The following is a 22,524-nucleotide window of genomic DNA, read 5'->3' on the forward strand; positions in this document are numbered from 1 at the left end:
AGCTCGCTGCGAATTCATTTGCTGAACGTCTGTTACAGATCAGGCGGCAGTCGCCATGAACTCCGGGTTCTGCTTCACCAACGCCACCTTGAGCTTTTCCATGGCGCGGGCCTCGATCTGGCGGACACGTTCCTTGGAAATGCCGAGCGTCTCGCCGAGCGCTTCGAGTGTCGCGCCCTCGTCATTCAGCCGGCGCTCCTCGATGATCCTCAGCTCCCGTGCGTTGAGCGCGCGCAGCGCCTCCCTCAGCCATAGCGAGCGGCGCGCGACATCGATCTTGTCTCCGACGATCTCGTCGGGCAGCGGATCGTCGGAGACCAGGAAATCCATGCGCTCGGTCGAACCCGCATCATCGGCAACCGGCATGTTGAGCGAGGAATCGGGTGCCGACAGGCGCGAATCCATCATCGCCACATCGGCTTCGGAGACGCCGAGTGTCTCCGACACTTCGCGGTATAGGGTCGCGTTCGACAGCGGCTCGGCGCCATTCGCCAGCCGGGCGCGCAGGCGCCGCAAGTTGAAGAACAGCGCTTTTTGCGCCGAACTGGTGCCGCCGCGCACAATCGACCAGTTGCGCAGGATGTAGTCCTGCATCGAGGCGCGGATCCACCACGTCGCGTAGGTCGAAAACCGCACCTCGCGCTCCGGCTCGAAGCGGGCTGCGGCTTCAAGCAGGCCGACGTGGCCCTCCTGGATCAGATCGCCGAGCGGCAGGCCGTAGTGGCGGAATTTCGAGGCCATGGAAATGACCAGCCGCATATGGGCGACGGTGATGCTGTGCAATGCGTTCTGGTCGTTGTCCTCTTTCCAGAGCAATGCCAGCCGATGCTCTTCATCACGTTCGAGGTAGGGAGCCTTCATTGCCGCGCGGACCATGATCCGTCCTGCCGTGTCTTCCATCATGAGGCGCTCCCTGGCTCAGGCGATGCGGATGACTTTGCAAACTTGGCTGGCGCCCGGTTGAAATAGCGGCGTCGTGCCCTAGAACTGCCAGAACGTGCGGTACGCCGGAAAGGTTCCCTGGTTGTTGCCGGGCGGATCAGGTTGCTTGAACGATGTCTGCAGGACCGGTGACGGCCTCGATTGCCGCCAAGAAACGCCATTTGGAGAATCCAATTTCAGAAACGTGTGATTTACGAAATCCGGTTCCTTATTTTCTCACCTCGCATCTGGCAGTTTCCAGCGCTCACACAATGCCGGATATCCGGCCAAGGACGGGATCACAGAAAAATGAAATGGCTGAAGTCGCTCATTATCGCCGGAACGCTGCAGGCTCTGGCTGTCACCGCAGGCAATGCCGGCGCCAATCTCGACCAGATCAAGCAGGCCGGGGTCATCAAGGTCGGCACGGAAGGCACCTATGCGCCATTCACCTATCATGACACTTCCGGCGCCCTGGTCGGCTTCGATGTCGAAATCGCCAAGGCGATCGCCGACAAGCTCGGCGTCAAGGCCGAGTTCCTCGAAGGCAAGTGGGACGGGCTGATCGCCGGCCTCGACGCCAATCGCTATGACGCCGTCATCAATGAAGTCGGCATCACCGATGCCCGCAAGGCCAAGTACGCCTTCTCCGATCCCTACATCGCCTCCAAAGCAGTGCTGATCGTGCGCGGCGACAACACCGACATCAAGACGTTCGCCGATCTCAAGGGCAAGAAGTCGGCGCAGTCGCTGACCTCGAATTTCGGCAAGCTGGCCGAGGCGAACGGCGCCGAATTGGTCGGCACCGATGGCTTCGACCAGTCGATCCAGCTGCTTTTAACCGGCCGTGCCGACGCCACCATCAATGACAGCCTGTCGTTCCTCGACTTCAAGAAGCACAAGCCCGACGCCAATGTGAAGATTGCCGCGCAAGAAGAAAACGCTGACTATTCCGGCGTCATCGTGCGCAAGGGCGATCCGGGACTTGTTGCGGCGATCAACAAGGCGCTGGCCGACATCAAGGCCGATGGCACCTACCAGAAGATCGCCGACACCTATTTCGGCCAGGACGTTTCGAAGTAAGCTGATGAGGTGGGCCCGGTCTCCGGCCCACGAGACATATGAAGCGGCGAGCCGTCTTTGACCGGCCGCCGCTTTTGTCGTGATATGTCTGACGCATTCACGCCTTGATGAGCCGCCTCGACCATTGGAGAATCTTACGTGCCGCACTGGCTGCAACTGATGCTGGAGTCACTGCCTTCGCTGTTGTGGGCGGCGCTGATCTTCACCGTGCCGCTGACGCTGTTGTCCTTCGCTCTCGGCTTGACGGTCGGCCTGGGTGCTGCGCTCGCCCGGCTGTTCGGACCGAAGCCCCTGGTCGCGCTGGTGCGCTTCTACGTCTGGATTTTTCGCGGCACGCCGCTCCTGGTTCAGCTGTTCCTGATCTTCTACGGCCTGCCGTCGGTCGGCATTCTGCTCGATGCCTTCACCGCGGCGTTGATCGGCTTCACGCTCAACATAGGCGCCTACACGTCGGAGATCATCCGCGCTGCGATAGGCTCGGTGCCGAAGGGCCAGTGGGAGGCCGGCTATTCGATCGGCATGACCTGGAGCCAGGCGATGCGGCGCACCATCCTGCCGCAGGCCGGCCGGGTCGCGGTGCCGCCGCTCTCCAACACTTTCATCTCGCTGGTCAAGGACACGTCGCTGGCGGCCGCGATCACCGTGCCGGAAATGTTCCAGGCGGCGCAGCGCATCGTCGCCACCACCTATGAGCCGCTTATCCTCTATGTCGAGGCGGCGATGCTCTATCTGGCGATGAGTTCGGTGCTGTCGGCCTTGCAGACGCGACTGGAAACCCGGCTCAACCGCTATGGCGGCTTCCTGGAGGCGCGCTCATGATCGGCCTCACCAACATCGAGAAACGCTTCGGCGACAACCTTGTGCTGAAGGGCGTGACGGTCACCATTGCCGAAGGCAGCGTTACAGCGCTGGTCGGGCCTTCAGGCGGCGGCAAAAGCACCTTGCTGCGCTGCGTCAACCTCCTGGAGATCCCGACTTCGGGCACGGTGCGCATCGGTGACGAGGCGCTGGAATTCCACCCCGGCGTCAGGGTTCCGGCCAGGGATATCCAGCGCCTGCGGCTGCAGACCGGCATGGTGTTCCAGAACTTCCAGCTGTTTCCGCATCGCACCGCGATCGAAAACGTCATGGAAGGGCTGGTGACGGTGCTGAAATGGCCGCCGGAGAGGGCACGCGAGCGGGCGCTCGCCCTGCTGGAAAAAGTTGGGATGGTGCACAAGGCGGATGCCTGGCCGGCGACGCTGTCGGGCGGCCAGCAGCAGCGCGTGGCGATCGCGCGCGCCTTGGCGCCGTCGCCGAAGGTTCTGCTCTGCGACGAGCCGACCTCGGCGCTTGACCCGGAACTGGCGCAAGAGGTGGTAGACGTGCTCGGCAAGCTCGCCAGCGAAGGCACGACGATGGTGATGGCGACGCATGATCTGCGCCTCGCCTCCAAGATCGCCCAGGAAGTGGTGTTTCTCGATGCCGGCGTCATCGTCGAGAAAGGGCCGGCCGCGCTGCTGTTCGGCAATCCCGAGAAGCAACGGACGAAGCGGTTTATTGCGACGCTGAAGCAGGAGGCGGAGAGGGAAAGTGGCGGCGACGGTTCGCTGTAGCTTCATCGTCCAAAAGCAAAAAACCCGGCGCAAGGCCGGGTTTTTCATGAACTCAAAGGCAAAAAGCTCAGGCAGCTTCTTCCTGCTCGGCTTCCTCATTATCAGCCTTGGCGCCCCGCTTAGGCCCCTTGTTGAGGTTGACCTCGATCAGGCGCACGGCTTCGGTTTCCGACATGCGATTGACGGCCGCGATCTCGCGGGCCATACGGTCGAGCGCTGCCTCATAGAGCTGGCGTTCGGAATAGGACTGCTCCGGCTGGTTGTCGGCGCGATAGAGGTCGCGCACAACTTCCGAGATCGAGATCAGGTCGCCGGAATTGATCTTCGCATCATATTCCTGGGCGCGGCGCGACCACATGGTGCGCTTGACCCGGGCGCGACCCTGCACGACCTTCAGCGCGCGCTCGACATAGTCCTCTTCCGACAGCTTGCGCATGCCGATGGAGGTCGCCTTGGCGACCGGCACCTTCAGGCGCATCTTGTCCTTCGAGAAGTCGATGACGAATAGTTCCAGCTTATGTCCAGCAACTTCCTGCTCGTCGATCGACACGATCTGGCCGACGCCGTGCGCCGGGTAGACGATGTACTCGCCGGTCTTAAAACCGTGACGCGCAGCGGTGGACTTTTTCTGCGGGGTGATCGTAGCCATTACGCCCTGAACTCCTTGTTGTGGTACCGGCGTCCTGCCGGCCCGAACTCGCGCGATCGGGGGAGCCGATCGTTTGCCGCACAACAGATGACCCACCGGAAAAGCCGGACCGGCAAACGCAATATTGCGACCGCCTGGCCCAGATCGCTCTGGTCCGGAATGGGATTTTCACCTTTCAGTGATTTGGGGCGTCTGCGCCATAAATCGACGTGTGTCACCGGCATATTTGGCTCATGTAACACAAAAAGTCGGAAGAATCAAGGTTTTGCTGCATAAGCGAACGCCACAGGTCAACGCCGCCTGTCAAGGCGGTTAATGTGACGTGCCCCTTACCCCGCGTAATTCAGGCCTTTGCGGCCGTGTTGTCAATCGCCTTCGCCGGGCTCGGGCGAGAAGTATTTCTCGAACTTGCCGGCCTCGCCGTCGAAGGATTTGGCGTCGGCCGGTGGCTCCTTCTTGGCGGTGATGTTGGGCCATTTATCGGCATATTCGGTGTTGATCTGCAGCCACTTGTCGAGCCCCGGCTCGGTGTCGGGCTTGATCGCGTCGGCCGGGCATTCCGGCTCGCAGACGCCACAGTCGATGCACTCGTCGGGATGGATGACGAGCATGTTCTCGCCTTCGTAGAAACAGTCGACCGGACAGACCTCGATGCAGTCCATATATTTGCATTTGATGCAATTGTCGGTCACGACATAGGTCATCGGTCGGCTCCGGTACGTCCCATTTTTGTTGGGCTTTTTCCGTCAGGTAACGCCTTTATCGGCCGCTTGCAAGGGTAGCGATTGCGGGTGGTGCCGGTGTTTCGGGAATGGAATACCAGACAGCAGGCCCGGCGGAAGTCAGCCATGTCCTGCGAAACGTCTTGATTGCCGGGTTCAGTTCTGCCTCAGGCGTGTCGTCGTCCCATTCCCGCTGCGTGTTCCTGTATGTCAGGTTCAGTCTTCGCCGAGCAAGCGGTCGGTCTGCCGGCGTTCCTTCTTGGTCGGGCGGCCGCTACCGGCCTCGCGCAGCCCCGGAATTGCATCAGGAGGGGCTTCGCCCTTCGGCGCGGGCGGTGGCGAGATATCTTCGTACAGCGTGCGGGCCTCTTCGGCCGGGCCGCGTCGAGCACCGGCGCCAAGCACCTTCCAGACGAAGATGCGCCGCTCGAGCGTGATGGTCAGCACGTCGCCAGGCTTGACCAGATCGGAGGCCTGCGCTGCTTTGTCGCGATTGATGCTCACGCGGCCGGCGACCACCAGTTTCGCTGCCAGCGAGCGTGATTTCACGGCGCGCGAGAAGAATAGCCATTTGTCGATGCGCTGGCGGCCTTCGACGACCATCGAGGCGAGCCAGGTCTACTTCTTCAGCTGGTCGCGCAGAGCGGCGAGCTTGGCAAAAGGCGAGTCAGGATCGAAGCGCACCGGGCGTTCCTCGCGCGGCTTCGGCTGGAAAGCCGGCTTGCTGCCTTGCGCACCCTTGCCGTCCGGCCTGCCGCCCTTCCAGGCGCACGGGCCTGGGCGGGGGCCCGACCGATCGCCTTGCGGGCGGCCGTCACGCCGCTGTTCTCCTTCGGCCTGTGGCTTGGGCTTGAACTTCGAACGGTCGAAGCGCGGCTTGCCGGCGCCTTCGCGCCGTCCTTCATGGGCCGGACGATCGCCAGGTGGAACTGCGGCTGGTGCGCCGGCAGCATCCACAGGCGCATCGCTTCGGCCGCGCCCTTGCGCGTTGCGCGGGCGATTGTTCCTGCGGCTGTCGTCGCGGTTGCGCGGGCGCTGTTCGAAGCGACCCTGGCGCCACAACAGTATGGGCTTTGGCGCTTCGGCTTCTGGGGCGGGTTCGCTGCTGGCGGCCGCTTCAGCCGCCGCTGCAGGTTCGTTTGGCGCGGCGTCCGTTGCGGGCGCGGCATCTGGCGTCAGCTCGGCCGGTGCGGTTTCAATCTCGGCAGCTTCAGCCGCTGCCTTTGGTTCAACCGGCGCAGGTTCGGCGGCCTCTGCAACAATCTCGGCTACCGGCGCTTCGTCCTGCACGGTTTCGACTGGAGTGTCCGCCTGTTCTGCCACATCGGGCACAGTCGGTTCTGCGGCGGTGTCCGCGATGATTTCGGCAGGACTTTCGACCGGCTTTTCCGAAACGGCCACTGCGTCCGATGCCGGCTCCGAACCTTCGATCGCTGCCTCCGCAGCCGCGTCGGTTGCCGCGGCTTCTGCCGCGTTGGCCTGTTCGGCACGTGCCGCCTCTTCCGCCGCCAGCTTGGCAGCGGCAGCTTCGCGCGCGGCATTGTCCTGTGCTTCGAGCCGTGCCTTGACTTCCACGGCCGGCTTAGGCTCGGCGCGGTAGCCCAAGCCTTTCAGGATTTCTTCCATATCGTCGGCGGTGGCGCCGAGGATCGACATCATCGGCGGCGTCACCATGAAGGACTGGCCGTCATAGGCGCCGTCCGGGCGTTGGCCGAGACCGGGCTTCCAGTTGGTCGCCGGGCGGATCAAGTCGGCCAGCCGTTCCAGGATGTCGATGCGCACGGCGCGGCGGCCGAGATTGCGGTAGCCGGCCAACTTGTAGAAGGTCTTGTCGAAGGCAGGATCGATGACCACCGATGTGCGGCCGGAAGCGAGCGCGTGAACCACGTCGCCAAAGCCGGGCTTGTCCTTGCCGTCGTTCTGCAATGCCCAGAGGAGCGTCACCAGCCCGGCGGGCGCCGGCTTGATCAGCGCCGGCACGAAGACATGGTAGGCGCCGAAGCGCACGCCAAGCCGGCGAAGGGCGGCGCGACCTTCCTGGTCGAGCGACTTCATCTCCTCGGCGATGTCGCGGCGGTTGATGAGGCCGAAATTCTCGACCAGCTGGAAGGCGATGCCACGGCCGATGCCGGAAATCTGGTCGGCATTCTTAAGGTCGACCAGCGGCTTCAGCAGCGATTCGACCTGGAAGTTGACGAACCGCTCGGCACGCGCGGCGACCTTGTCGCGTGCCGGGCCAGTCAGCTGTTCGTCGGCCAGCAGCACCAGGCGCGGCTTCAGCGCGTCTTCGCCGGAAACCAGCGTGCCGATCGGCGCGCCGATCCAGCGCAGCGTGCCGTCCGAGCCAAGCGCGATGTCGCCATTGGCTGAAGCGCCGAAGCGCTCGGCGCGCGCCTCGAACTCGGCGGCCAGCGCCTTCTGGGCGGCGGTGCGCACGGCCTTGGCGTCTTCGCCGCCGACGGTCTGGTCGGCGGTGAAGCGGAACCCTTGCAACTCGCCGACATGGTGGCCTTCGACAAGGACGGTTCCGGTAGGACTAATTTCGGCTTCAGGCATGGTATTTTCTCTAAGGCGCCGCATGAGGACGGAAGTCCTGCGGTCTACGAAGCGTTTCGTCAACCGCTCATGCAGCGCATCCGACAATCTGTCTTCGATTTCGCGCGTCTTTTCCTGCCAGTGTGCCTGATCGGCCAGCCAACCGGGCCGGTTCGACACGAATGTCCAGGTGCGGATCTGGGCAATGCGATGCGACAGCGTGTCGATGTCGCCCTCGGTGGTGTCGGCGCGGCGCACCTGCTCGGCCATGTAATTCTCGTCGACATGGCCATGCCGCGCAAGGTCCGTGTAGATCGAAGCAACGAGGTCTGCATGCTGGGCCGGCGCGATCCTGCGGTAATCGGGCAGCGCGCAGGCCTCCCACAGCAGCGCCACGCGTTTGGCATTGCTGGCAAGAGCGCGGATGTCTTCGTCGCGCGACAGATATTCAAGCGCCTGCGCGTCGACCGCAGGCAGCGCACGCGTCAGCCCTTCGACCGGGGCATTGGTTTCGATCGAGCGCTTCAGTGCATCGAGGCTGGCGAAATCGAAACGCGCGGTGCGCCATTGCAACACCTTCACCGGATCGAAATCATGGCCTTCGATCTTCTTGATCAGTTCCTCGTCCAGCGGGTCGACTTGGCCGGTGACGCCAAAGGTGCCGTCGCGCAGGTGCCGACCGGCGCGGCCGGCGATCTGGCCAAGCTCGGCCGCCATCAGGTTGCGATACTGATAACCATCGAACTTCCGGTTCTGGGCGAAAGCTACGTGATCGAGATCGAGGTTGAGGCCCATGCCGATGGCGTCGGTGGCAATGAGGTAGTCGACATCGCCCGACTGGAACAGCGCCACCTGGGCGTTGCGGGTGCGTGGGCTGAGCGCGCCGAGCACGACGGCGGCGCCGCCTTGCTGGCGACGGATCAGTTCGGCGATGGCGTAGACCTCGTCGGCGGAGAAGGCGACGATCGCCGTGCGCCGCGGCAGACGGGTCAGTTTCTTGGAGCCGGCATAGGCAAGATGCGACAGCCTCGGCCGCGTCACCACGGAGACGCCTCTCAGCAGGCGCTGCAAAATGCCGTGCATGGTGGCGGCACCGAGCAGCAACGTTTCCTGACGGCCGCGCAGATGCAGGATGCGGTCGGTGAAGATGTGGCCGCGTTCGAGGTCGCCGGCAAGCTGCACCTCGTCGATGGCGACGAAGGCGGCATCGGTCTCGCGTGGCATGGCCTCAACGGTGCAGACCGAATATTTCGCGCCCGCCGGCTGGATCTTTTCCTCGCCGGTGATCAGCGCGACCTTGTGGGCGCCAACCTTTTCGCAGACGCGGGCATAGACCTCGCGCGCCAGCAGCCTGAGCGGGAGGCCGATGATACCACTCTCGTGTGCCACCATGCGCTCGATGGCGAGATGGGTCTTGCCGGTGTTGGTGGGCCCAAGCACGGCGGTCACGTCGCGACCCGAAAGGATCAGTGGCTCAGTGTGTTTCGGCTGGATGTTCATTGATCTGGAAATAAGGCTTCTGGCCTCTGGTTGTCGGGAGCGTGCCTCAACTGGCGCGTATGACAGGGGACACATAGGGATTTCGGGCGAGAAGCGAAAGCGGAATGTTCCGCCGGCGGCTAGAAGGGTCTTTGTCAAGCTCTCAATCGGCTGCGGATTAACGGATAGAACGAGTCTGGAACGAATCGGCGACGAATCAGTGACTCCTGCAGATTCAGCTTTTGTTCACGGCTACATGTGGGTTTCGCGACCACCGAACGCACCACATGCTGAATCCCCGAACTGGCCCGTTTCATGCTTGGAGGGCTATGACGTTAACCTTTGCCCATGAGCGATCATGAAGGCTTGGCGTTCCTCGCCCAACGGCATGAAATTGTTGATCTTTCCTAATCAACGTTAAGGATTGGGCTGGCGATTCAGGTCGCCATCGTTAACTTTCCGGTCAAAGCCAGAACGAATCGGAGACGAATCGGCGATGGCATGATTTTCCTGGTTTGTTCACCCCAATACCTAGTGTTGTAGACAGGTTTTCCACCAATTATCCACAGGCTTGGGAACAGGTTTCGCACACGGCAGCGGCCGGCCGTTAACCTCTGCGTGCCGGATTGGGTCAGCGACCGACGAGGACATCTCGAAAAGATCAGGCTGGCAACGAAAAACGGGCCGGCGTACCGGCCCGTCGATCTATCGCCTACATCGCCACGTCGTCAGACGAAATACTGGCCGCCATTGGCTGTGATGGTCGAGCCGGTGATGAAGCCGGCATCTTCGGAAGCCAGGAAAACGACGCAGCGCGCGATCTCCTCGGGCTCGCCGAGGCGGCCGACGGGGATTTGCGGGATGATGCGCTCGTTGAGCACCTTCTCGTCGATCGCCTTGACCATCTCGGTGGCGATGTAGCCGGGGCAGATGACATTGACGGTGATGCCCGCCCGCGCCCCCTCTTGAGCCAGAGCTTTGCTGAAACCGATGTCGCCGGCCTTGGCGGCGGAATAGTTGACCTGGCCGGCCTGGCCCTTCTGGCCGTTGATCGAGGAGATGGTGATGACACGGCCGAACTTGCGGTCGCGCATGCCGCTCCACAGCGGATGCGTCATGTTGAAGACGCCCGACAAATTGGTGTCGATGACCTCTTTCCACTGCTCGCGCGTGATCTTGTGGAACATGGCGTCACGGGTGATGCCGGCATTGTTGACCAGCACCGAGACGGGGCCGAGATCGGCCTCGACTTGGCTGATGCCGGCGGCGCAGGCGTCATAGTCGGCGACCGACCATTTGTAGACCGGAATGCCGGTCTCGGCCTTGAATTTCGCCGCCGCTTCGTCATTGCCGGCATAGTTGGCGGCAACCGAATAGCCGGCGTTCTTCAATGTGATCGAGATCGCCGCGCCGATGCCGCGCGATCCGCCCGTGACGATTGCTACCTTGGTCATGAAGTTCCTCCTCCCTAGAGTTTTTCGTGAATGGTCAATAGTGAATGGTGAATGGTCGAAGACGGACGGCTACCCGCCATTCACCATTTGCCACTCACCATTCACTCTTTTTCTCAGATTGCCTCCACGCACATGGCGACGCCCATGCCGCCGCCGATGCAGAGCGTAGCGAGGCCCTTCTTGGCGCCGCGCCGGCGCATCTCGAAGACCAGTGTGTTGAAGATGCGGGCACCTGAGGCGCCGATCGGGTGACCGATGGCGATCGCACCGCCGTTGACGTTGACGATCGAAGGATCCCAGCCCATATCCTTGTTGACGGCGCAGGCTTGCGCCGCAAAGGCTTCGTTGGCCTCGATCAGGTCCAGATCGCCGACCGACCAGCCGGCCTTTTCCAATGCCTTGCGCGAGGCGGGAATAGGTCCGGTGCCCATGATCTGCGGATCGACGCCGGCGGTTGCCCAGGACACGATACGCGCCAGCGGGGTGATGCCGCGCCTCACTGCTTCCGCTTCGCTCATCAGCACAGCACCCGCGGCGCCGTCATTGATGCCGGAGGCGTTGGCGGCGGTTACCGTGCCGTCCTTGTCGAAAGCCGGCTTCAGCTTGGTCATGGCGTCGATCGTGGCGCCGTGACGGATGTACTCATCCTGGTCGACAATGGTGTCGCCCTTCTTGCCCTTGATAGTGACGGCGACGATCTCGTCCTTGAATTTGCCGGCCTTCTGCGCGGCCTCGGCCTTGTTCTGCGAGGCCAGTGCGAACTGGTCCTGGTCGTCGCGGGTGATCTGGAACTGGCGCGCGACGTTTTCGGCGGTGTTGCCCATGTGATAGCCGTTGAAGGCATCCCACAGCCCGTCCTTGATCATGGTGTCGATCAGCTTGAAGTCGCCCATCTTGACGCCGGCGCGCAGGTGCTGGGCATGTGTCGAAAGCGACATCGATTCCTGGCCGCCCGCGATGATCACCTTGGCGTCGCCGCTGGCGATCTGCTGCATGCCGAGCGCAATGGCGCGCAGCCCCGAGCCGCAAACCTGATTGAGGCCCCAGGCCGTGGTTTCCTTGGGCAGGCCGGCATTGATCGATGCCTGGCGGGCCGGGTTCTGACCCTGCGCCGCGGTCAGCACCTGACCAAGGATGACCTCGTCGACCTCGCCTGATTCAACACCGGCGCGCGACAGCAATTCCCTGATGACGACGGCACCGAGCTCATGTGCCGGGGTGGCGGCGAAGGCGCCGTTGAAGGAGCCGACCGGTGTGCGTGCGGCGCTGGCGACGACGATGGAATTGGCAGAGGTCATTTTCTTCTCCGGACTTCGAGCTGTCGTATTTTTGGGCGTTGTTGGCGACTTTTCTTGCCCTTTCCATGATCCAAGTCAAACCGGAAATGGGCATGGCGCCCATGCGTCGCAAGCGGGTCGTGCTTCGCCGGGGCGGCAGTTCCCTCATTGCTGCGCAGCATATTTTGGCCGCTATGCAGCATTTAGTGATCCCGCACTGCACAAACTGCTTGGAATTGTGAGGCTTTTGCGCATATCCTCAAAAAAGGCACAATCGTTATCGGCGGCTTACTCAGAGGCCCGCCGGTGTCCCCGGGAGGATGTAGATGGCCGCGAAAGACGATCCGATCATCATCAAGAAATACGCCAATCGCCGCCTCTACAACACCGGCACCAGCACCTATGTGACGCTCGAGGACCTCGCCGAGATGGTCAAGAAGGGCGAGGAGTTCACCGTCCAGGACGCCAAGACCGGTGACGACATCACGCATCCGGTGCTGACCCAGATCATCTTCGAACTGGAGAACAAGGATGGGCAGAACATGCTGCCGATCCCGTTCCTGCGCCAGCTGATCGCCTATTACGGCGACCAGATGCAGATGATCGTGCCGAGCTTCCTCGAACAGTCGATGCTCGCCTTCTCCAAGGAGCAGGAGCGCTTTCGCGAGCAGATGAAGGGTGCTCTCGGCAAGTCGCCGCTGGACATGATGAAAATCACCACGCCAATCAAGGCGCTGGAGGAGCAGACGCGCCGCAATATGGAAATGTTCCAGAATGCGATGCGTCTGTTCACGCCGTTTCCGCCCGCGGGCTCCGCACCAGCCGCTACGCCAGCGTCCGAGCCGGCCAAGAAGGAAACGCCTGACAAGCCCGACGACCTGCAGGAACTGAAGGACCAGATCGCAGCCATGCAGCGCAAGCTCGATACGATGTCTTGAGGCGTTCGGATCGAAAGATCCGATAGCAACGGCACATCGGATCGCTGCCCGTCCCACTTTTCCGAAGACCGGTACCCTTTCGGCCCTATGGCAGCACTCCCACATAACGGCCGCGGGGCCTGATAAGGCCTCCGCTTGTTATCTGTTCGACCGTATGCGCGGCCCAGCCGACGCTGCGTGCGAGTGCGAACAGGCGGAACGGCGCATCGCGCGGCAAGCCAAGGCTGCGCGTCAGCGCGGCCAGGGCAAAGTCAATGTTGGGAAGCGCACCGGTCGCGGCATGGGCCGCGTCGCACAGCGACGACAGTGAGCCATCGACCTCGACAACCGACAGCAGCGCTTCCGCCCGCGGATCGCCGTCGGGATAGAGCTGATGACCGAAGCCCGGCAGCGGCCGATCGTGACTGAGCCAGCGCCGGATCGTCGCATCGGCGCCCTGCCGCGCCGCATCCTCGGCCAGTTGCATTACCGCCTCGCCGGCGCCGCCATGACGAGGGCCTGACAGTGTCGAGAGCCCCGCGAGCAGGCAAGCGGCCAGCGGCGCGCCGGTCGAGGCCGCGACGCGCGCGGCGAAGGTCGACGCGTTCAGTTCATGATCGGCAAGCAGGACAAGCGCGCGGCGGATCGCTTCCGCGCCGCCGGCACCCACCGACCATTCGTGCGCCAATCGCCCATGGACCGGACCTGATCTCGCCGGCGCGCCCAGCGCGCGGGCCAATACGCCGACAGCGTGCGCGGCGTCGGCATGCAGCGACACGGCATTGCGCCCGAGAGATGGGCGCCCCTGGCCGGCAAGCATGGCAAGTTGCGCAAAGGCCGCGGCTCGGCTGTCTTCAAGGGGTGCATCCGGCAACTGCGCTTCGAAAGCCACCGGTCCAGGCAGATCCCATAGCACTGCGGCTGCTTCTTCCAGTGTCGCATTCGCGGAAAGCGCAACGGCGTCCTGGCCACGGTAGACAAGGCGACCGTGCGAGACGGTCGAGATCGCCGTTACGATCGATGGCTCTCCCCAGGCAATGGCGCTTTCGGCGATGGCCGAGGCGCTTCTTCCGCGCGCCCTCCGGGTCGCCAGCGCCGCTATGTCGTCGGCACGATACTGGCTGCGGCGCGGATCGGCGCGGTCGGGCCGCATGCCGATGCGCCCACGGCTGACATAGGCGTACAGCGTCTGCGCCCGCACCTGGAGACGCTCAAGCGCTTCTTCTCGCGACAGCCACTCGGACATATCGAACTCTCATATTGATTCCATTGATCAAGATTGATGACCATGTTGCCCAGCCTTATCTCCGATCCCCAAAAGCTTCAAGGAGACAAGGCTATGGCGAATGGGCTCGATGATGTTGTGGCGGCGGAAACTGTGCTCTCCGATGTGGATGGTCTTGGCGGTCGTCTGACGGTCCGGGGTCATTCGCTGCCGGAACTGGCCGGCCGCTGGAGCTATGCCCAGGTGGTTCGGCTGCTGTTGGATGGCTTTTTCGACAAGCTTCCCGATGATGCGGAGTTGACGCGGGCTCTGGGTCAGGCGCGTGCTGATGTGTTCGAGCGGCTTTCGCCCTCGCTGCCCTTGCTGGCATCGCTCGATGTCTACAGCGCCATGCGCGCCGGCATGGCGCTGCTGCCGGACGACGACACGCTGACGGACGCCTTGCTGCTGATCGCGGCGCCGGCGGTGCTGACGCCGGCCCTGCTGCGCCTGCAGCGCGGCGAGGAGGCGATCTCCCCGGACAGCCGGGGCGATCACGCCGCCGACATGTTGCGGATGCTGAGTGGCAGCGTCGCCTCGCCAGGGCTGGCGATGGCGCTCGACACCTATCTGGTGACGGTCTGCGATCACGGTCTCAATGCATCGACCTTTGCGACACGCGTGGTCGCGTCCACGCAGGCCGGGCTGACTTCGTCGGTGCTGGCCGGGCTTGGCGCACTCAAGGGGCCGCTGCATGGCGGCGCGCCCGGCCCTGTCATCGAGATGCTGGATGCAATCCAGGCGCATGGCGATGCGGCCGGCTGGCTGCGCGACGCGGTCGCGCATGGCGAGCGCATCATGGGCTTCGGACATCGCATCTACCGCGTGCGCGATCCGCGTGCCGATGTGCTGAAAGCGGTGGTGCGGCAACTCGGCGGCGAGGGCGAAGCCGGCCGCCGGTTGGCGTTCGCGGAGACGGTGGAGCAAGCGGCGCTCGACGTGCTGCGGGTTGCGAAGCCGTCGCGCTCGCTGCAGACCAATGTCGAGTTCTACACCGCGCTGCTGCTGGAAGCGGCGGGCTTTCCCAGCCAAGCCTTCAGCAATGTCTTTGCTGCCGGGCGTGTTTCCGGCTGGATTGCGCATGCGCGCGAGCAGCAGAAAACCGGTCGGCTGATCCGCCCGCAGTCGCGTTATGTCGGGCCGGTGCCGGACCCGGTTGCCTGAAGATTGTTTCGCTTGCGGGGAAGGACGGGGCGATTTGGCTTACGTCCTGCTGCAGCGGCTCATGACAAAAATGTCATCTCGCCGGACAAATCTGGCCGCTGTTATTGCGTCACATTGGGCATATATGCTGCACTGCAACATAGGCCTGCTCTTGCCGCAACCAGAGGATTCCGCCCTTGGCCACCAGGAAAACCGCAGTCATCACCGGCTCCACATCCGGCATTGGCCTGGCCATAGCCCAGGCGCTGGCGGGCGAAGGCCATAATGTCGTCGTCAATTCCTTCTCCGACACGGAAGCCGACCACGCCATCGCCGATGCCATCGCCAAACAACACGGCGTGAAGAGCGCCTACGTCAAGGCCGACATGTCGAAGGCGGCGGAATGTAGGGCACTTGTCGCCAAAGCTGCCGAGGCATTCGGGTCGGTCGATATTCTGATCAACAATGCCGGCATCCAACATGTGGCGCCGGTGGAGGAATTCCCGATCGAGAAATGGGATGCCATCATCGCCATCAACCTGTCTTCGGCGTTCCACACCGTCGCCGCCGCCATTCCGCTGATGAAAAAAGCCGGCGGCGGCAGGATCGTCAACATCGCCTCGGCGCATGGCCTGGTCGCATCGCCATTCAAATCGGCCTATGTCGCGGCCAAGCACGGCATCATGGGGCTGACCAAGACGGTCGCGCTCGAGCTGGCGCGCGACAAGGTCACCTGCAACGCCATCTGCCCCGGCTATGTGCTTACGCCCCTGGTCGAAGCGCAAATCCCCGACCAGATGAAAGCCCACGCCATGGACCGCGAGACCGTCATTCGCGAGGTCATGCTGGACAAGCAGCCGACCAAGGAATTCGTCACCGTCGAGCAGATCGCGGCAGCGGCGGTGTTCCTGTGTTCGGACGCGGCGGCGCAGGTCAACGGCACGCATCTCTCGGTCGACGGCGGCTGGACCGCCGCGTGAGGCCAGAATTTTCTCATCCCCCAACGCGGGACAGATCAAGGACGACGCCATGACCAAAAACGGCAAGGCGGAGGAGACGAAGAAGATCAACATAGCGCTCCAGGGCGGCGGCTCGCACGGAGCCTTTTCCTGGGGCGTGCTCGACCGGCTGCTGGAGGACGGCAGGCTGGAGATATCAGCGGTGTCAGGCACCAGTGCCGGCGCCATGAACGCGGTGGCGCTGGCCGACGGTTTTGTCCGCGGCGGGGTTGAGGGCGCAAGACAGAAGCTCGACGATTTCTGGCGTGCGGTGGCGGCCAAAGGCCGGTTCAGTCCGGTGCAGCGGATGCCGTGGGATGTCGCCTGGGGCAACTGGTCGATCGAGAACACGCCGGGCTATGTCTTTTTCGACACCATGTCACGGGTGTTCTCGCCCTATGCCGCCAACCCGCTGGGCCTCAATCCGCTGCGTGACGTGGTCGCGCGGGAGATCGATTTTAAGAATGTCCGCGCCTGCAAGTCGATGGAGCTGTTCATTTCGGCGACCAATGTCGAAACCGGACAGTTGCGCGTCTTTTCCGATGGCGAGATCGACCTCGATACGGTGATGGCTTCGGCCTGCCTGCCGCAGCTGTTCCGCGCCGTCGAAATCAAGGGCGTGCCCTATTGGGACGGTGGCTATGGCGGCAATCCGGCGCTTTATCCGTTCTTCAAGACGGCGGCGACCGAGGACGTGCTGATGGTGCAGATCAATCCGGTGGTGCGGGAGGGAACACCAAGGAGCGCCAATGAGATCCAGAACCGCATCGACGAGATCACCTTCAATGCGGGGCTGCTGCGCGAATTCCGCTCGATCGCCTTCGTCAAGGAGCTGATCGCCGCCGGCCGTCTGCCGCATGGCGAATACCGCGACATCCGAATGCACCGCATCGATGCCGACGAGGCGTTCAAGGACCTGTCGGCATCGTCGAAGGTCAATGCCGAATGGGCGTTCCTGACCTATCTGCGCGATCTCGGCCGCACCGCCGCGACCGACTGGCTGGAAGAGAATTATGACGCTGTCGGCAAGCACCCGACGCTCGATCTCTCAGGCGAACTCGATGACGGTTTCAAGCCGATGCGCGGTCCCGCACCAGGCCGGCGGGTCAAGGAATTCCTCGCCGCGCGGAAGAACCCGGAGGTGGTTCGCCGTCGGGCCTGAACTCAACCTCGACACAACTCGACTTCATCCCGGCTTCAGGGTAGGTTGATCGTCCTGATCAGGGCGGCGGCTGCCCGGAGCTGCCCTGGCGCCTTCACGTGGCCTTCGCATGAAAAAGTTCCGTATCATGCTGACGGCTACTGCCATGCTCGCCTTCACAGCACCGTTCGCGATCGCGCAAGAGAGCCAGACGCCGGCGCCCGCGCCGGTCGACGCGGCAGCAGGCCCGTCCGAATGGGGCAAGATCTACGCCGTGTTTTCGCGTACGCGCTGCGCCGACCGCCGTGTCGTGGACGACCGGCCGCGCTGGTCCGGTGCGCATTATGGTGGCACGCGCGTTCACGCCTTCAACGTCCAGAGCGGTGTCGATGGGTCTGGTTTCGGCAATCCGGGCTTGTGTTGCACGACACGCCATTTGTCCAGCTATTCCAATATTTTGCATGGGCTACCCGGGACCGACGGCTGGCATCTGGCATCGACCAAGATGGCCTGGTTCGGAAGGTCCTCGCCGGAATTCTGCACCCGGATCAAGGATCCAGCCGCCAGCAATGGCGGGCATAGCCTGCAGGATGTGGCGCTGTATGCGCGCGACGACAAATTGGCTGCCTGGGGCTGGGCCCGGTGGAGATCGCGAGTCAGCGCCAGGCTCGGCGGAAGACACATACGAGACGATCGAAAATGGATAGCGACGCGCGCATCTTGTCCGGTGGCGCAATGATCTTGCAACTTTCGGACTATATTGCGGTACAACTTTGATGTAGAAGCGCGCTTCGCCGATCACGGCAAATTGAACACGGCTTGGCGCGCACCCATATCGGCGACGCGCCCGCGTTATGAGGACGCCGGCCGAACCCGCAGTGGAAAACAACGACGATGCCAAGAATCAGGTTTCACAAGCTTGCAGCCATTGTTGTGCTCATTGGTTTCGCGGCCTGGATGGCGACAGGCGAGTTTTCGTCCGTCGGCAGCGTGGCCGCCAACAATGCAAAGGCAGCCGGAGTCGAGCAGGCCAAGGCGCCGGACGCCAACAAGCCCAAAGCGGCGGAAGCCGAGCCGAAGGCGCCGCTGCGCACCGTGGCGGTGGTGACGCCGCCGCGCAAGACCTATGCACGCGCCATCCGCGTTTCCGGGCTGACCGAAGCCGACAAGCGGGCGGTGCTGGCGCCCCGCGGCGCCGGCGTGATCGACAGGCTGCCGGTCAAGCAAGGCCAGCACGTCAAGACTGGCGATCTGGTGATGATGCTTGCGGCGGAAGAAAAGATCTCGATGGTCGACAACGCCAAGCAATTGGTTGTGCAGCGTCAGGCCGAGTTGGAAGCGTCGCTGCAACTGATGAAGTCAGGCAATTTGCCGAAGCTGCAGCTCGACACCGCGCGCTCCAATCTGACCCTGGCGCAATCGCAGCTGGATACCGCGCAGGCCGAGCTTGACCGCAACGAAGTCAAGGCGCCGTTTGACGGCGTTATCGACAGGGTGCCGGTGGAACTTGGCAGTTCCATCATGCAGGGCGGCGAGGTGGCAACCATCCTCAAGCTTGACCCGGTGATTGCCCGCGGCGAAGTCAGCGAGCGCGACCTGGGCTATCTCAAGCTCGGCGACAAGGCCAATATACGACTGGTCAGCGGGCAGACCGTCGAAGGCACAGTGCGCTATATCAGCCGCGACGCATCATCGGCGACCCGGACCTTCCGCGTCGAGGTGGCGATCCCCAATGGCGACGGCTCCGTTCCGGCTGGCATGACGGCGGAAATCGCGCTCAACGCACAACCGACCGACGCGGTGCTGCTGCCGCGCTCGGTGGTGACGCTCGGGGACAAGGGCGACCTCGGCATCCGTGCCGTCGCCAAGGACAACAAGGTGGCGTTCTTCCCGATCGACCTTGTCGACGACACGCCGACCGGCCTCGTGCTCGGCGGCATTCCGGCCGATGCGCGCATCATAGTCGCCGGCCAGGAACTGGTGAAGGAAGGCGATCTGGTCAATCCGGTCGAGGCCGACCAAGCGACCATCAAGAAGCTGCTGGGCGAGGCGACCGCCGGCACCCAGTAGTATAGCGATGGACTAGCCCTGGATGGGGACAATCGGCTGCGACGCAGCTCCTGAAATTCAAAAACAGGCGTTAGCCATGGATATCGTCAGACTCGCAATCAACAATGCCCGGCTGACCATCTCGGTCCTGGTCTTCCTCATCCTTGCCGGGGCGGTCGCCTATCAGTCGACGCCGAAGGAGGCGGAGCCTGACGTTCCGATTCCGATGATGTATATCAGCCTGGTCTATCAGGGCATTTCGCCTGAGGATTCGGAACGGCTTTTGTTGCGGCCGATGGAAAGCAAGCTGAAAAGCTTGAAGGGCCTCAAGGAAATGCGTTCGGCGGCCTTCCAGGGCGGCGGCTACGTGCTGGTCGAATTCCAGCCGCAGACCAATCTGGCCACCGCGCTTCAGGATACGCGTAGCAAGGTGCAGGACGCCAAGGCCGACCTGCCACAGGCAGCCGAGGAACCGACAGTCAACGAAGTCAACATTTCCGAGTTTCCGGTGCTCGTCGTCACGCTGTCGGGCGAATTGCCCGAACGCGTGCTGACCGCCGCAGCACGCGAACTGCGCGACCGTATCGAAGAAGTACCCGGCGTTCTCGAAGGTTCGCTGCAAGGTGCGCGCGACGACCTCGTCGAGGTCGTCATCGACCCGATGAAGCTGTCTTCCTACGGATTGCAGCTCGATCAGCTGATCGGTGCGGTCGGCAGCTCCAACAGTCTGGTCGCCGCCGGCAACATCGAAGGCTCGCAAGGCAAGTACGCCGTCAAGGTGCCTTCGCTGATCGAGACACCGGAGGATGTGGCGGCGCTGCCGGTGGTCGCCGGCCCCAACGCCGTGGTGCAGGCCAAGGACATCGCCACGATCCGCTCGACCTTCAAGGATGCCGAAACGGTGACCCGCCTCAACGGCAAGCCGGCCATCGCCATCGAAGTCAAGAAGCGCATTGGCTCCAACCTGATCGACACCATCGCCAAGGTGCGCACGGTGTCCGACGAGTTCGTCAAATCCATGCCTGCGGGCATGAACGTCACCTACACGCAGGACAAGTCGGTCTTCGTCAACCAGCTGCTGGGCGATCTGCAGAATCACGTCATGATCGCCGTTATCCTGGTGTTCATCGTCATTCTCTATGCGCTGTCCGGCCGTGCCTCGCTGCTCATTGGCCTGGCCATTCCGTCGTCCTTCCTGATCGGCATCCTGCTGCTAGCGATGATGGGCTACACGATCAACATGATCGTGCTGTTCAGCCTCATCCTGGCCGTCGGCATGCTGGTCGACGACGCCATCATCGTCACCGAGTTCGCCGAGCGACGGATGAGCGAAGGCATGCCGAAGGAGGAAGCCTTCGCGCTCGCTGCCAAACGCATGGCCGGTCCGGTCATCGCCGCGACGATGACGCGTATCGCCGCCTTCTCGCCGCTGCTGTTCTGGCCGGGCATCATCGGCGACTTCATGAAGTACATGCCGATCACCCTGATCGTCACGCTTTCGGCTTCGATGCTCTACGCGCTGGTGTTCGCGCCGACGCTGGGAGCGATCTTCGCCAAGGCGCCGCCGCATCACGAGGATGACAATCGCGACGGCTGGTACATGGCGATCGTCAAGCAGGCGGTGCGTTTCCCCGTCACCGTGCTGGTGCTGACCGTCGCACTGCTGTTCGGCGTCGGTTTTGCTTATTCGAAATACGGCGCCGGCGTCGAGTTCTTCCCGAATGTCGAGCCCGACTATGGCCTGCTCTACGTGCATGCGCGCGGCAATCTCTCGCTGGCCGAAATGGATACGGCGACCAAGGTCGCGGAAAACAGGCTGCTCGGCTGGCCCGGCGTCAAGTCGGTCTATACCCGCGTCGGCAAGACGCAAGGCGGCGGCCAGGATGTACCTGAAGACGTCGTCGGCGTCATTCAGTACGAATTCATCGACTGGCGCGAGCGCAAGTCGGCGAACCATATCCTGGATGATTTGCGCGGCGTCATGGCCGGCATTCCCGGCGTCGATGTCGAGGTGCGCGTGCCGGAGGCCGGCCCTCCGACCGGCAAGCCGATCCAGATCAGGCTTTCGGCCGTCGACCCCAAGGGGCTCGACGACAAGGCCCGTGCGGTCGCGGCGCGCATTGGCAAGGTGCCGGGCGTCATAGACATTTCCGATGGCCTGCCGCCGCCCGGCGTCGACTGGGCGCTCGAGGTCGACCGTGCCAAGGCGGCGCAGTACGGCATCAGCCCGACCTCGGTCGGCACCGTGGTGCAACTGGTGACCAACGGACTTAAACTCTCGGAATACCGTCCTGCCGGCGCCGATGACGCCGTCGACATCCGGCTTCGCCTGCCCGAGGACCGGCGCACGCTGTCGACGCTCGACGAACTGCGCGTGCAGACCTCGCAAGGCTCGGTGCCGATCTCGAACTTTGTCGTGCGCAAGCCTGAACCGACGGTCGGTATCCTCAACCGCATCGACGGCGCCCGTACGGTGGTCGTCCAGGCCAACGTCGCCGCCGGCGCCCAGGTCGCGGCCGTGCAGGAGCAGGTCACCAAGGCCGTCTCAGATATGGATCTGGGCAGCGGCATCCGCTGGAAGCTGGCTGGCTCGAACGAGGACAGTGCCGAAGCCAGCGCCTTCCTCAGCAAGGCCTTCGGAGCGGCGATCTTCCTGATCTTCCTGGTGCTTTTGGCGCAGTTCAACAAGTTCACCAGCGTCTGGCTGGTGCTGTCCTGCGTGGTCATGGCCACGATCGGCGTGTTCCTTGGGCTGCTGATAACAGGCGAGACGTTCGGCATCGTCATGTCGGGCATCGGCGTCATCGCGCTGGCCGGCGTGGTGGTGAACAACAACATCGTGCTGATCGACACCTATGACCGGCTGCGCGAAGAGGGCTGGGACAAGGTCGAGGCGGTGCTGCAGACCTGCCGCGAACGCGCCCGTCCGGTGGTGCTGACGGCGGTGTCGGCCATTCTCGGCGTGCTGCCGATCGCCTTCGGCCTTGGCCTCGAAATCTTCCATCACGAGACCACGATCAACGCGCCGTCGACGCAATGGTGGATTTCATTGTCGTCAGCGATCGTCTTCGGCCTGTCCTTCGCCACAGTACTGACGCTGGTGGTGACACCGTCGATGCTGATGGTTTTCACCCGCGCCAAAGTCAGGCCTGGCGCGCGGCGCGGCTGGTTCAACCGGCTGTTCCGGCGCGGCAAGGGCGAGATCTCGTCGGCCGATGCGCCAGGACAGGACGATGCCGGAGCCGAGCCGGAGATCGCCTTTCCAAAAGCCGCCGAATAGACCCGTTGCCGATTTGA

General features: G+C 63.1%; 18 protein-coding genes. 10 read left to right on the forward strand and 8 right to left on the reverse strand.

Annotated features, from left to right (window positions below; translation table 11 throughout):
- Positions 1-39: 39 nt before the first annotated feature.
- Positions 40-903, reverse strand: a complete 864-nt coding sequence (locus NKH57_RS13310) for an RNA polymerase factor sigma-32 (RefSeq protein WP_023762875.1) — start codon at positions 901-903, stop codon at positions 40-42.
- 327 nt (positions 904-1,230) lie between these two features.
- Here NKH57_RS13310 and NKH57_RS13315 point away from each other — a divergent pair, with 327 nt between their 5' ends.
- From NKH57_RS13315 to NKH57_RS13325, 3 genes are all read left to right on the forward strand, one after another.
- The gene (locus NKH57_RS13315) at positions 1,231-2,004 is read left to right on the forward strand and encodes an amino acid ABC transporter substrate-binding protein (protein ID WP_352944692.1); all 774 of its coding nucleotides are present in this window, start codon (positions 1,231-1,233) and stop codon (positions 2,002-2,004) included.
- 138 nt (positions 2,005-2,142) lie between these two features.
- On the forward strand, positions 2,143-2,823 hold the full coding sequence (locus NKH57_RS13320) for an amino acid ABC transporter permease (protein WP_031261363.1): 681 nt from the start codon (positions 2,143-2,145) through the stop codon (positions 2,821-2,823).
- Positions 2,820-3,599: an amino acid ABC transporter ATP-binding protein gene (locus NKH57_RS13325; RefSeq protein WP_352944694.1), complete on the forward strand. Its 780-nt coding sequence runs from the start codon at positions 2,820-2,822 to the stop codon at positions 3,597-3,599. The genes NKH57_RS13320 and NKH57_RS13325 overlap by 4 nt, the downstream gene beginning before the upstream one ends.
- A 67-nt stretch (positions 3,600-3,666) precedes the next feature.
- Here the strand turns inward: NKH57_RS13325 and NKH57_RS13330 are convergent, their stop codons facing one another.
- From NKH57_RS13330 to NKH57_RS13355, 6 genes are all read right to left on the reverse strand, one after another.
- Positions 3,667-4,248, reverse strand: coding sequence for a CarD family transcriptional regulator (locus tag NKH57_RS13330; protein WP_013529179.1), 582 nt, complete (start codon positions 4,246-4,248; stop codon positions 3,667-3,669).
- A 365-nt stretch (positions 4,249-4,613) separates the two neighbouring features.
- Complete coding sequence (fdxA, locus tag NKH57_RS13335; RefSeq protein ID WP_023762879.1) at positions 4,614-4,952, reverse strand: ferredoxin FdxA; 339 nt, start codon at positions 4,950-4,952, stop codon at positions 4,614-4,616.
- Between the two features lie 234 nt (positions 4,953-5,186).
- Positions 5,187-5,573: an RNA-binding S4 domain-containing protein gene (locus NKH57_RS13340; protein WP_352944697.1), complete on the reverse strand. Its 387-nt coding sequence runs from the start codon at positions 5,571-5,573 to the stop codon at positions 5,187-5,189.
- A 15-nt stretch (positions 5,574-5,588) separates the two neighbouring features.
- Positions 5,589-9,005 carry a helicase-related protein gene (locus NKH57_RS13345; RefSeq protein ID WP_352944699.1) on the reverse strand — a complete coding sequence of 1,139 codons (3,417 nt, stop codon included), beginning with the start codon at positions 9,003-9,005 and terminating at the stop codon, positions 5,589-5,591.
- A 707-nt stretch (positions 9,006-9,712) separates the two neighbouring features.
- Positions 9,713-10,438 carry an acetoacetyl-CoA reductase gene (gene phbB, locus NKH57_RS13350; RefSeq protein ID WP_352828212.1) on the reverse strand — a complete coding sequence of 242 codons (726 nt, stop codon included), beginning with the start codon at positions 10,436-10,438 and terminating at the stop codon, positions 9,713-9,715.
- 113 nt (positions 10,439-10,551) lie between these two features.
- Positions 10,552-11,736 carry an acetyl-CoA C-acetyltransferase gene (locus NKH57_RS13355; RefSeq protein ID WP_352944701.1) on the reverse strand — a complete coding sequence of 395 codons (1,185 nt, stop codon included), beginning with the start codon at positions 11,734-11,736 and terminating at the stop codon, positions 10,552-10,554.
- 305 nt (positions 11,737-12,041) lie between these two features.
- Between NKH57_RS13355 and phaR the strand changes: the two genes are divergently transcribed.
- A complete protein-coding gene (gene phaR / locus NKH57_RS13360) occupies positions 12,042-12,653 on the forward strand; it encodes a polyhydroxyalkanoate synthesis repressor PhaR (RefSeq protein ID WP_023762886.1) in 612 nt (203 codons plus the stop codon).
- Between the two features lie 85 nt (positions 12,654-12,738).
- Here phaR and NKH57_RS13365 read toward each other — a convergent pair whose 3' ends face one another.
- Positions 12,739-13,878 carry a citrate/2-methylcitrate synthase gene (locus NKH57_RS13365; protein WP_352944703.1) on the reverse strand — a complete coding sequence of 380 codons (1,140 nt, stop codon included), beginning with the start codon at positions 13,876-13,878 and terminating at the stop codon, positions 12,739-12,741.
- A gap of 93 nt (positions 13,879-13,971) precedes the next feature.
- Here NKH57_RS13365 and NKH57_RS13370 point away from each other — a divergent pair, with 93 nt between their 5' ends.
- The 6 genes from NKH57_RS13370 to NKH57_RS13395 all read left to right on the forward strand — a co-directional run bounded on the left by NKH57_RS13370 (position 13,972) and on the right by NKH57_RS13395 (position 22,507).
- Positions 13,972-15,060 carry a citrate synthase/methylcitrate synthase gene (locus NKH57_RS13370; protein ID WP_352944705.1) on the forward strand — a complete coding sequence of 363 codons (1,089 nt, stop codon included), beginning with the start codon at positions 13,972-13,974 and terminating at the stop codon, positions 15,058-15,060.
- A 176-nt stretch (positions 15,061-15,236) separates the two neighbouring features.
- On the forward strand, positions 15,237-16,019 hold the full coding sequence (locus NKH57_RS13375; RefSeq protein WP_502907284.1) for a 3-hydroxybutyrate dehydrogenase: 783 nt from the start codon (positions 15,237-15,239) through the stop codon (positions 16,017-16,019).
- Between the two features lie 49 nt (positions 16,020-16,068).
- Positions 16,069-17,199, forward strand: coding sequence for a patatin-like phospholipase family protein (locus tag NKH57_RS13380; RefSeq protein ID WP_352944707.1), 1,131 nt, complete (start codon positions 16,069-16,071; stop codon positions 17,197-17,199).
- 109 nt (positions 17,200-17,308) lie between these two features.
- Positions 17,309-17,917 (forward strand): hypothetical protein, encoded by a 609-nt coding sequence (locus NKH57_RS13385; protein WP_352944709.1) that lies wholly within the window; start codon positions 17,309-17,311, stop codon positions 17,915-17,917.
- 155 nt (positions 17,918-18,072) lie between these two features.
- Positions 18,073-19,248, forward strand: coding sequence for an efflux RND transporter periplasmic adaptor subunit (locus tag NKH57_RS13390; RefSeq protein ID WP_352944711.1), 1,176 nt, complete (start codon positions 18,073-18,075; stop codon positions 19,246-19,248).
- Between the two features lie 76 nt (positions 19,249-19,324).
- On the forward strand, positions 19,325-22,507 hold the full coding sequence (locus NKH57_RS13395) for an efflux RND transporter permease subunit (RefSeq protein ID WP_352944713.1): 3,183 nt from the start codon (positions 19,325-19,327) through the stop codon (positions 22,505-22,507).
- Positions 22,508-22,524 lie beyond the last annotated feature (17 nt).

This window comes from Mesorhizobium sp. M1050, from assembly GCF_040318715.1.
GTDB lineage: Bacteria > Pseudomonadota > Alphaproteobacteria > Rhizobiales > Rhizobiaceae > Mesorhizobium.

Excerpts from the sequence above, each read along its gene's own strand:
- NKH57_RS13310 (WP_023762875.1), bottom strand. The coding sequence starts at position 903 with ATGATGGAAGACACGGCAGGACGGATCATGGTCCGCGCGGCAATGAAG.
- NKH57_RS13315 (WP_352944692.1), top strand. The coding sequence starts at position 1,231 with ATGAAATGGCTGAAGTCGCTCATTATCGCCGGAACGCTGCAGGCTCTG.
- NKH57_RS13325 (WP_352944694.1), top strand. The coding sequence starts at position 2,820 with ATGATCGGCCTCACCAACATCGAGAAACGCTTCGGCGACAACCTTGTG.
- NKH57_RS13330 (WP_013529179.1), bottom strand. The coding sequence starts at position 4,248 with ATGGCTACGATCACCCCGCAGAAAAAGTCCACCGCTGCGCGTCACGGT.
- fdxA (WP_023762879.1), bottom strand. The coding sequence starts at position 4,952 with ATGACCTATGTCGTGACCGACAATTGCATCAAATGCAAATATATGGAC.
- NKH57_RS13340 (WP_352944697.1), bottom strand. The coding sequence starts at position 5,573 with ATGGTCGTCGAAGGCCGCCAGCGCATCGACAAATGGCTATTCTTCTCG.
- NKH57_RS13345 (WP_352944699.1), bottom strand. The coding sequence starts at position 9,005 with ATGAACATCCAGCCGAAACACACTGAGCCACTGATCCTTTCGGGTCGC.
- phbB (WP_352828212.1), bottom strand. The coding sequence starts at position 10,438 with ATGACCAAGGTAGCAATCGTCACGGGCGGATCGCGCGGCATCGGCGCG.
- NKH57_RS13355 (WP_352944701.1), bottom strand. The coding sequence starts at position 11,736 with ATGACCTCTGCCAATTCCATCGTCGTCGCCAGCGCCGCACGCACACCG.
- phaR (WP_023762886.1), top strand. The coding sequence starts at position 12,042 with ATGGCCGCGAAAGACGATCCGATCATCATCAAGAAATACGCCAATCGC.
- NKH57_RS13365 (WP_352944703.1), bottom strand. The coding sequence starts at position 13,878 with ATGTCCGAGTGGCTGTCGCGAGAAGAAGCGCTTGAGCGTCTCCAGGTG.
- NKH57_RS13370 (WP_352944705.1), top strand. The coding sequence starts at position 13,972 with ATGGCGAATGGGCTCGATGATGTTGTGGCGGCGGAAACTGTGCTCTCC.
- NKH57_RS13380 (WP_352944707.1), top strand. The coding sequence starts at position 16,069 with ATGACCAAAAACGGCAAGGCGGAGGAGACGAAGAAGATCAACATAGCG.
- NKH57_RS13385 (WP_352944709.1), top strand. The coding sequence starts at position 17,309 with ATGAAAAAGTTCCGTATCATGCTGACGGCTACTGCCATGCTCGCCTTC.
- NKH57_RS13390 (WP_352944711.1), top strand. The coding sequence starts at position 18,073 with ATGCCAAGAATCAGGTTTCACAAGCTTGCAGCCATTGTTGTGCTCATT.
- NKH57_RS13395 (WP_352944713.1), top strand. The coding sequence starts at position 19,325 with ATGGATATCGTCAGACTCGCAATCAACAATGCCCGGCTGACCATCTCG.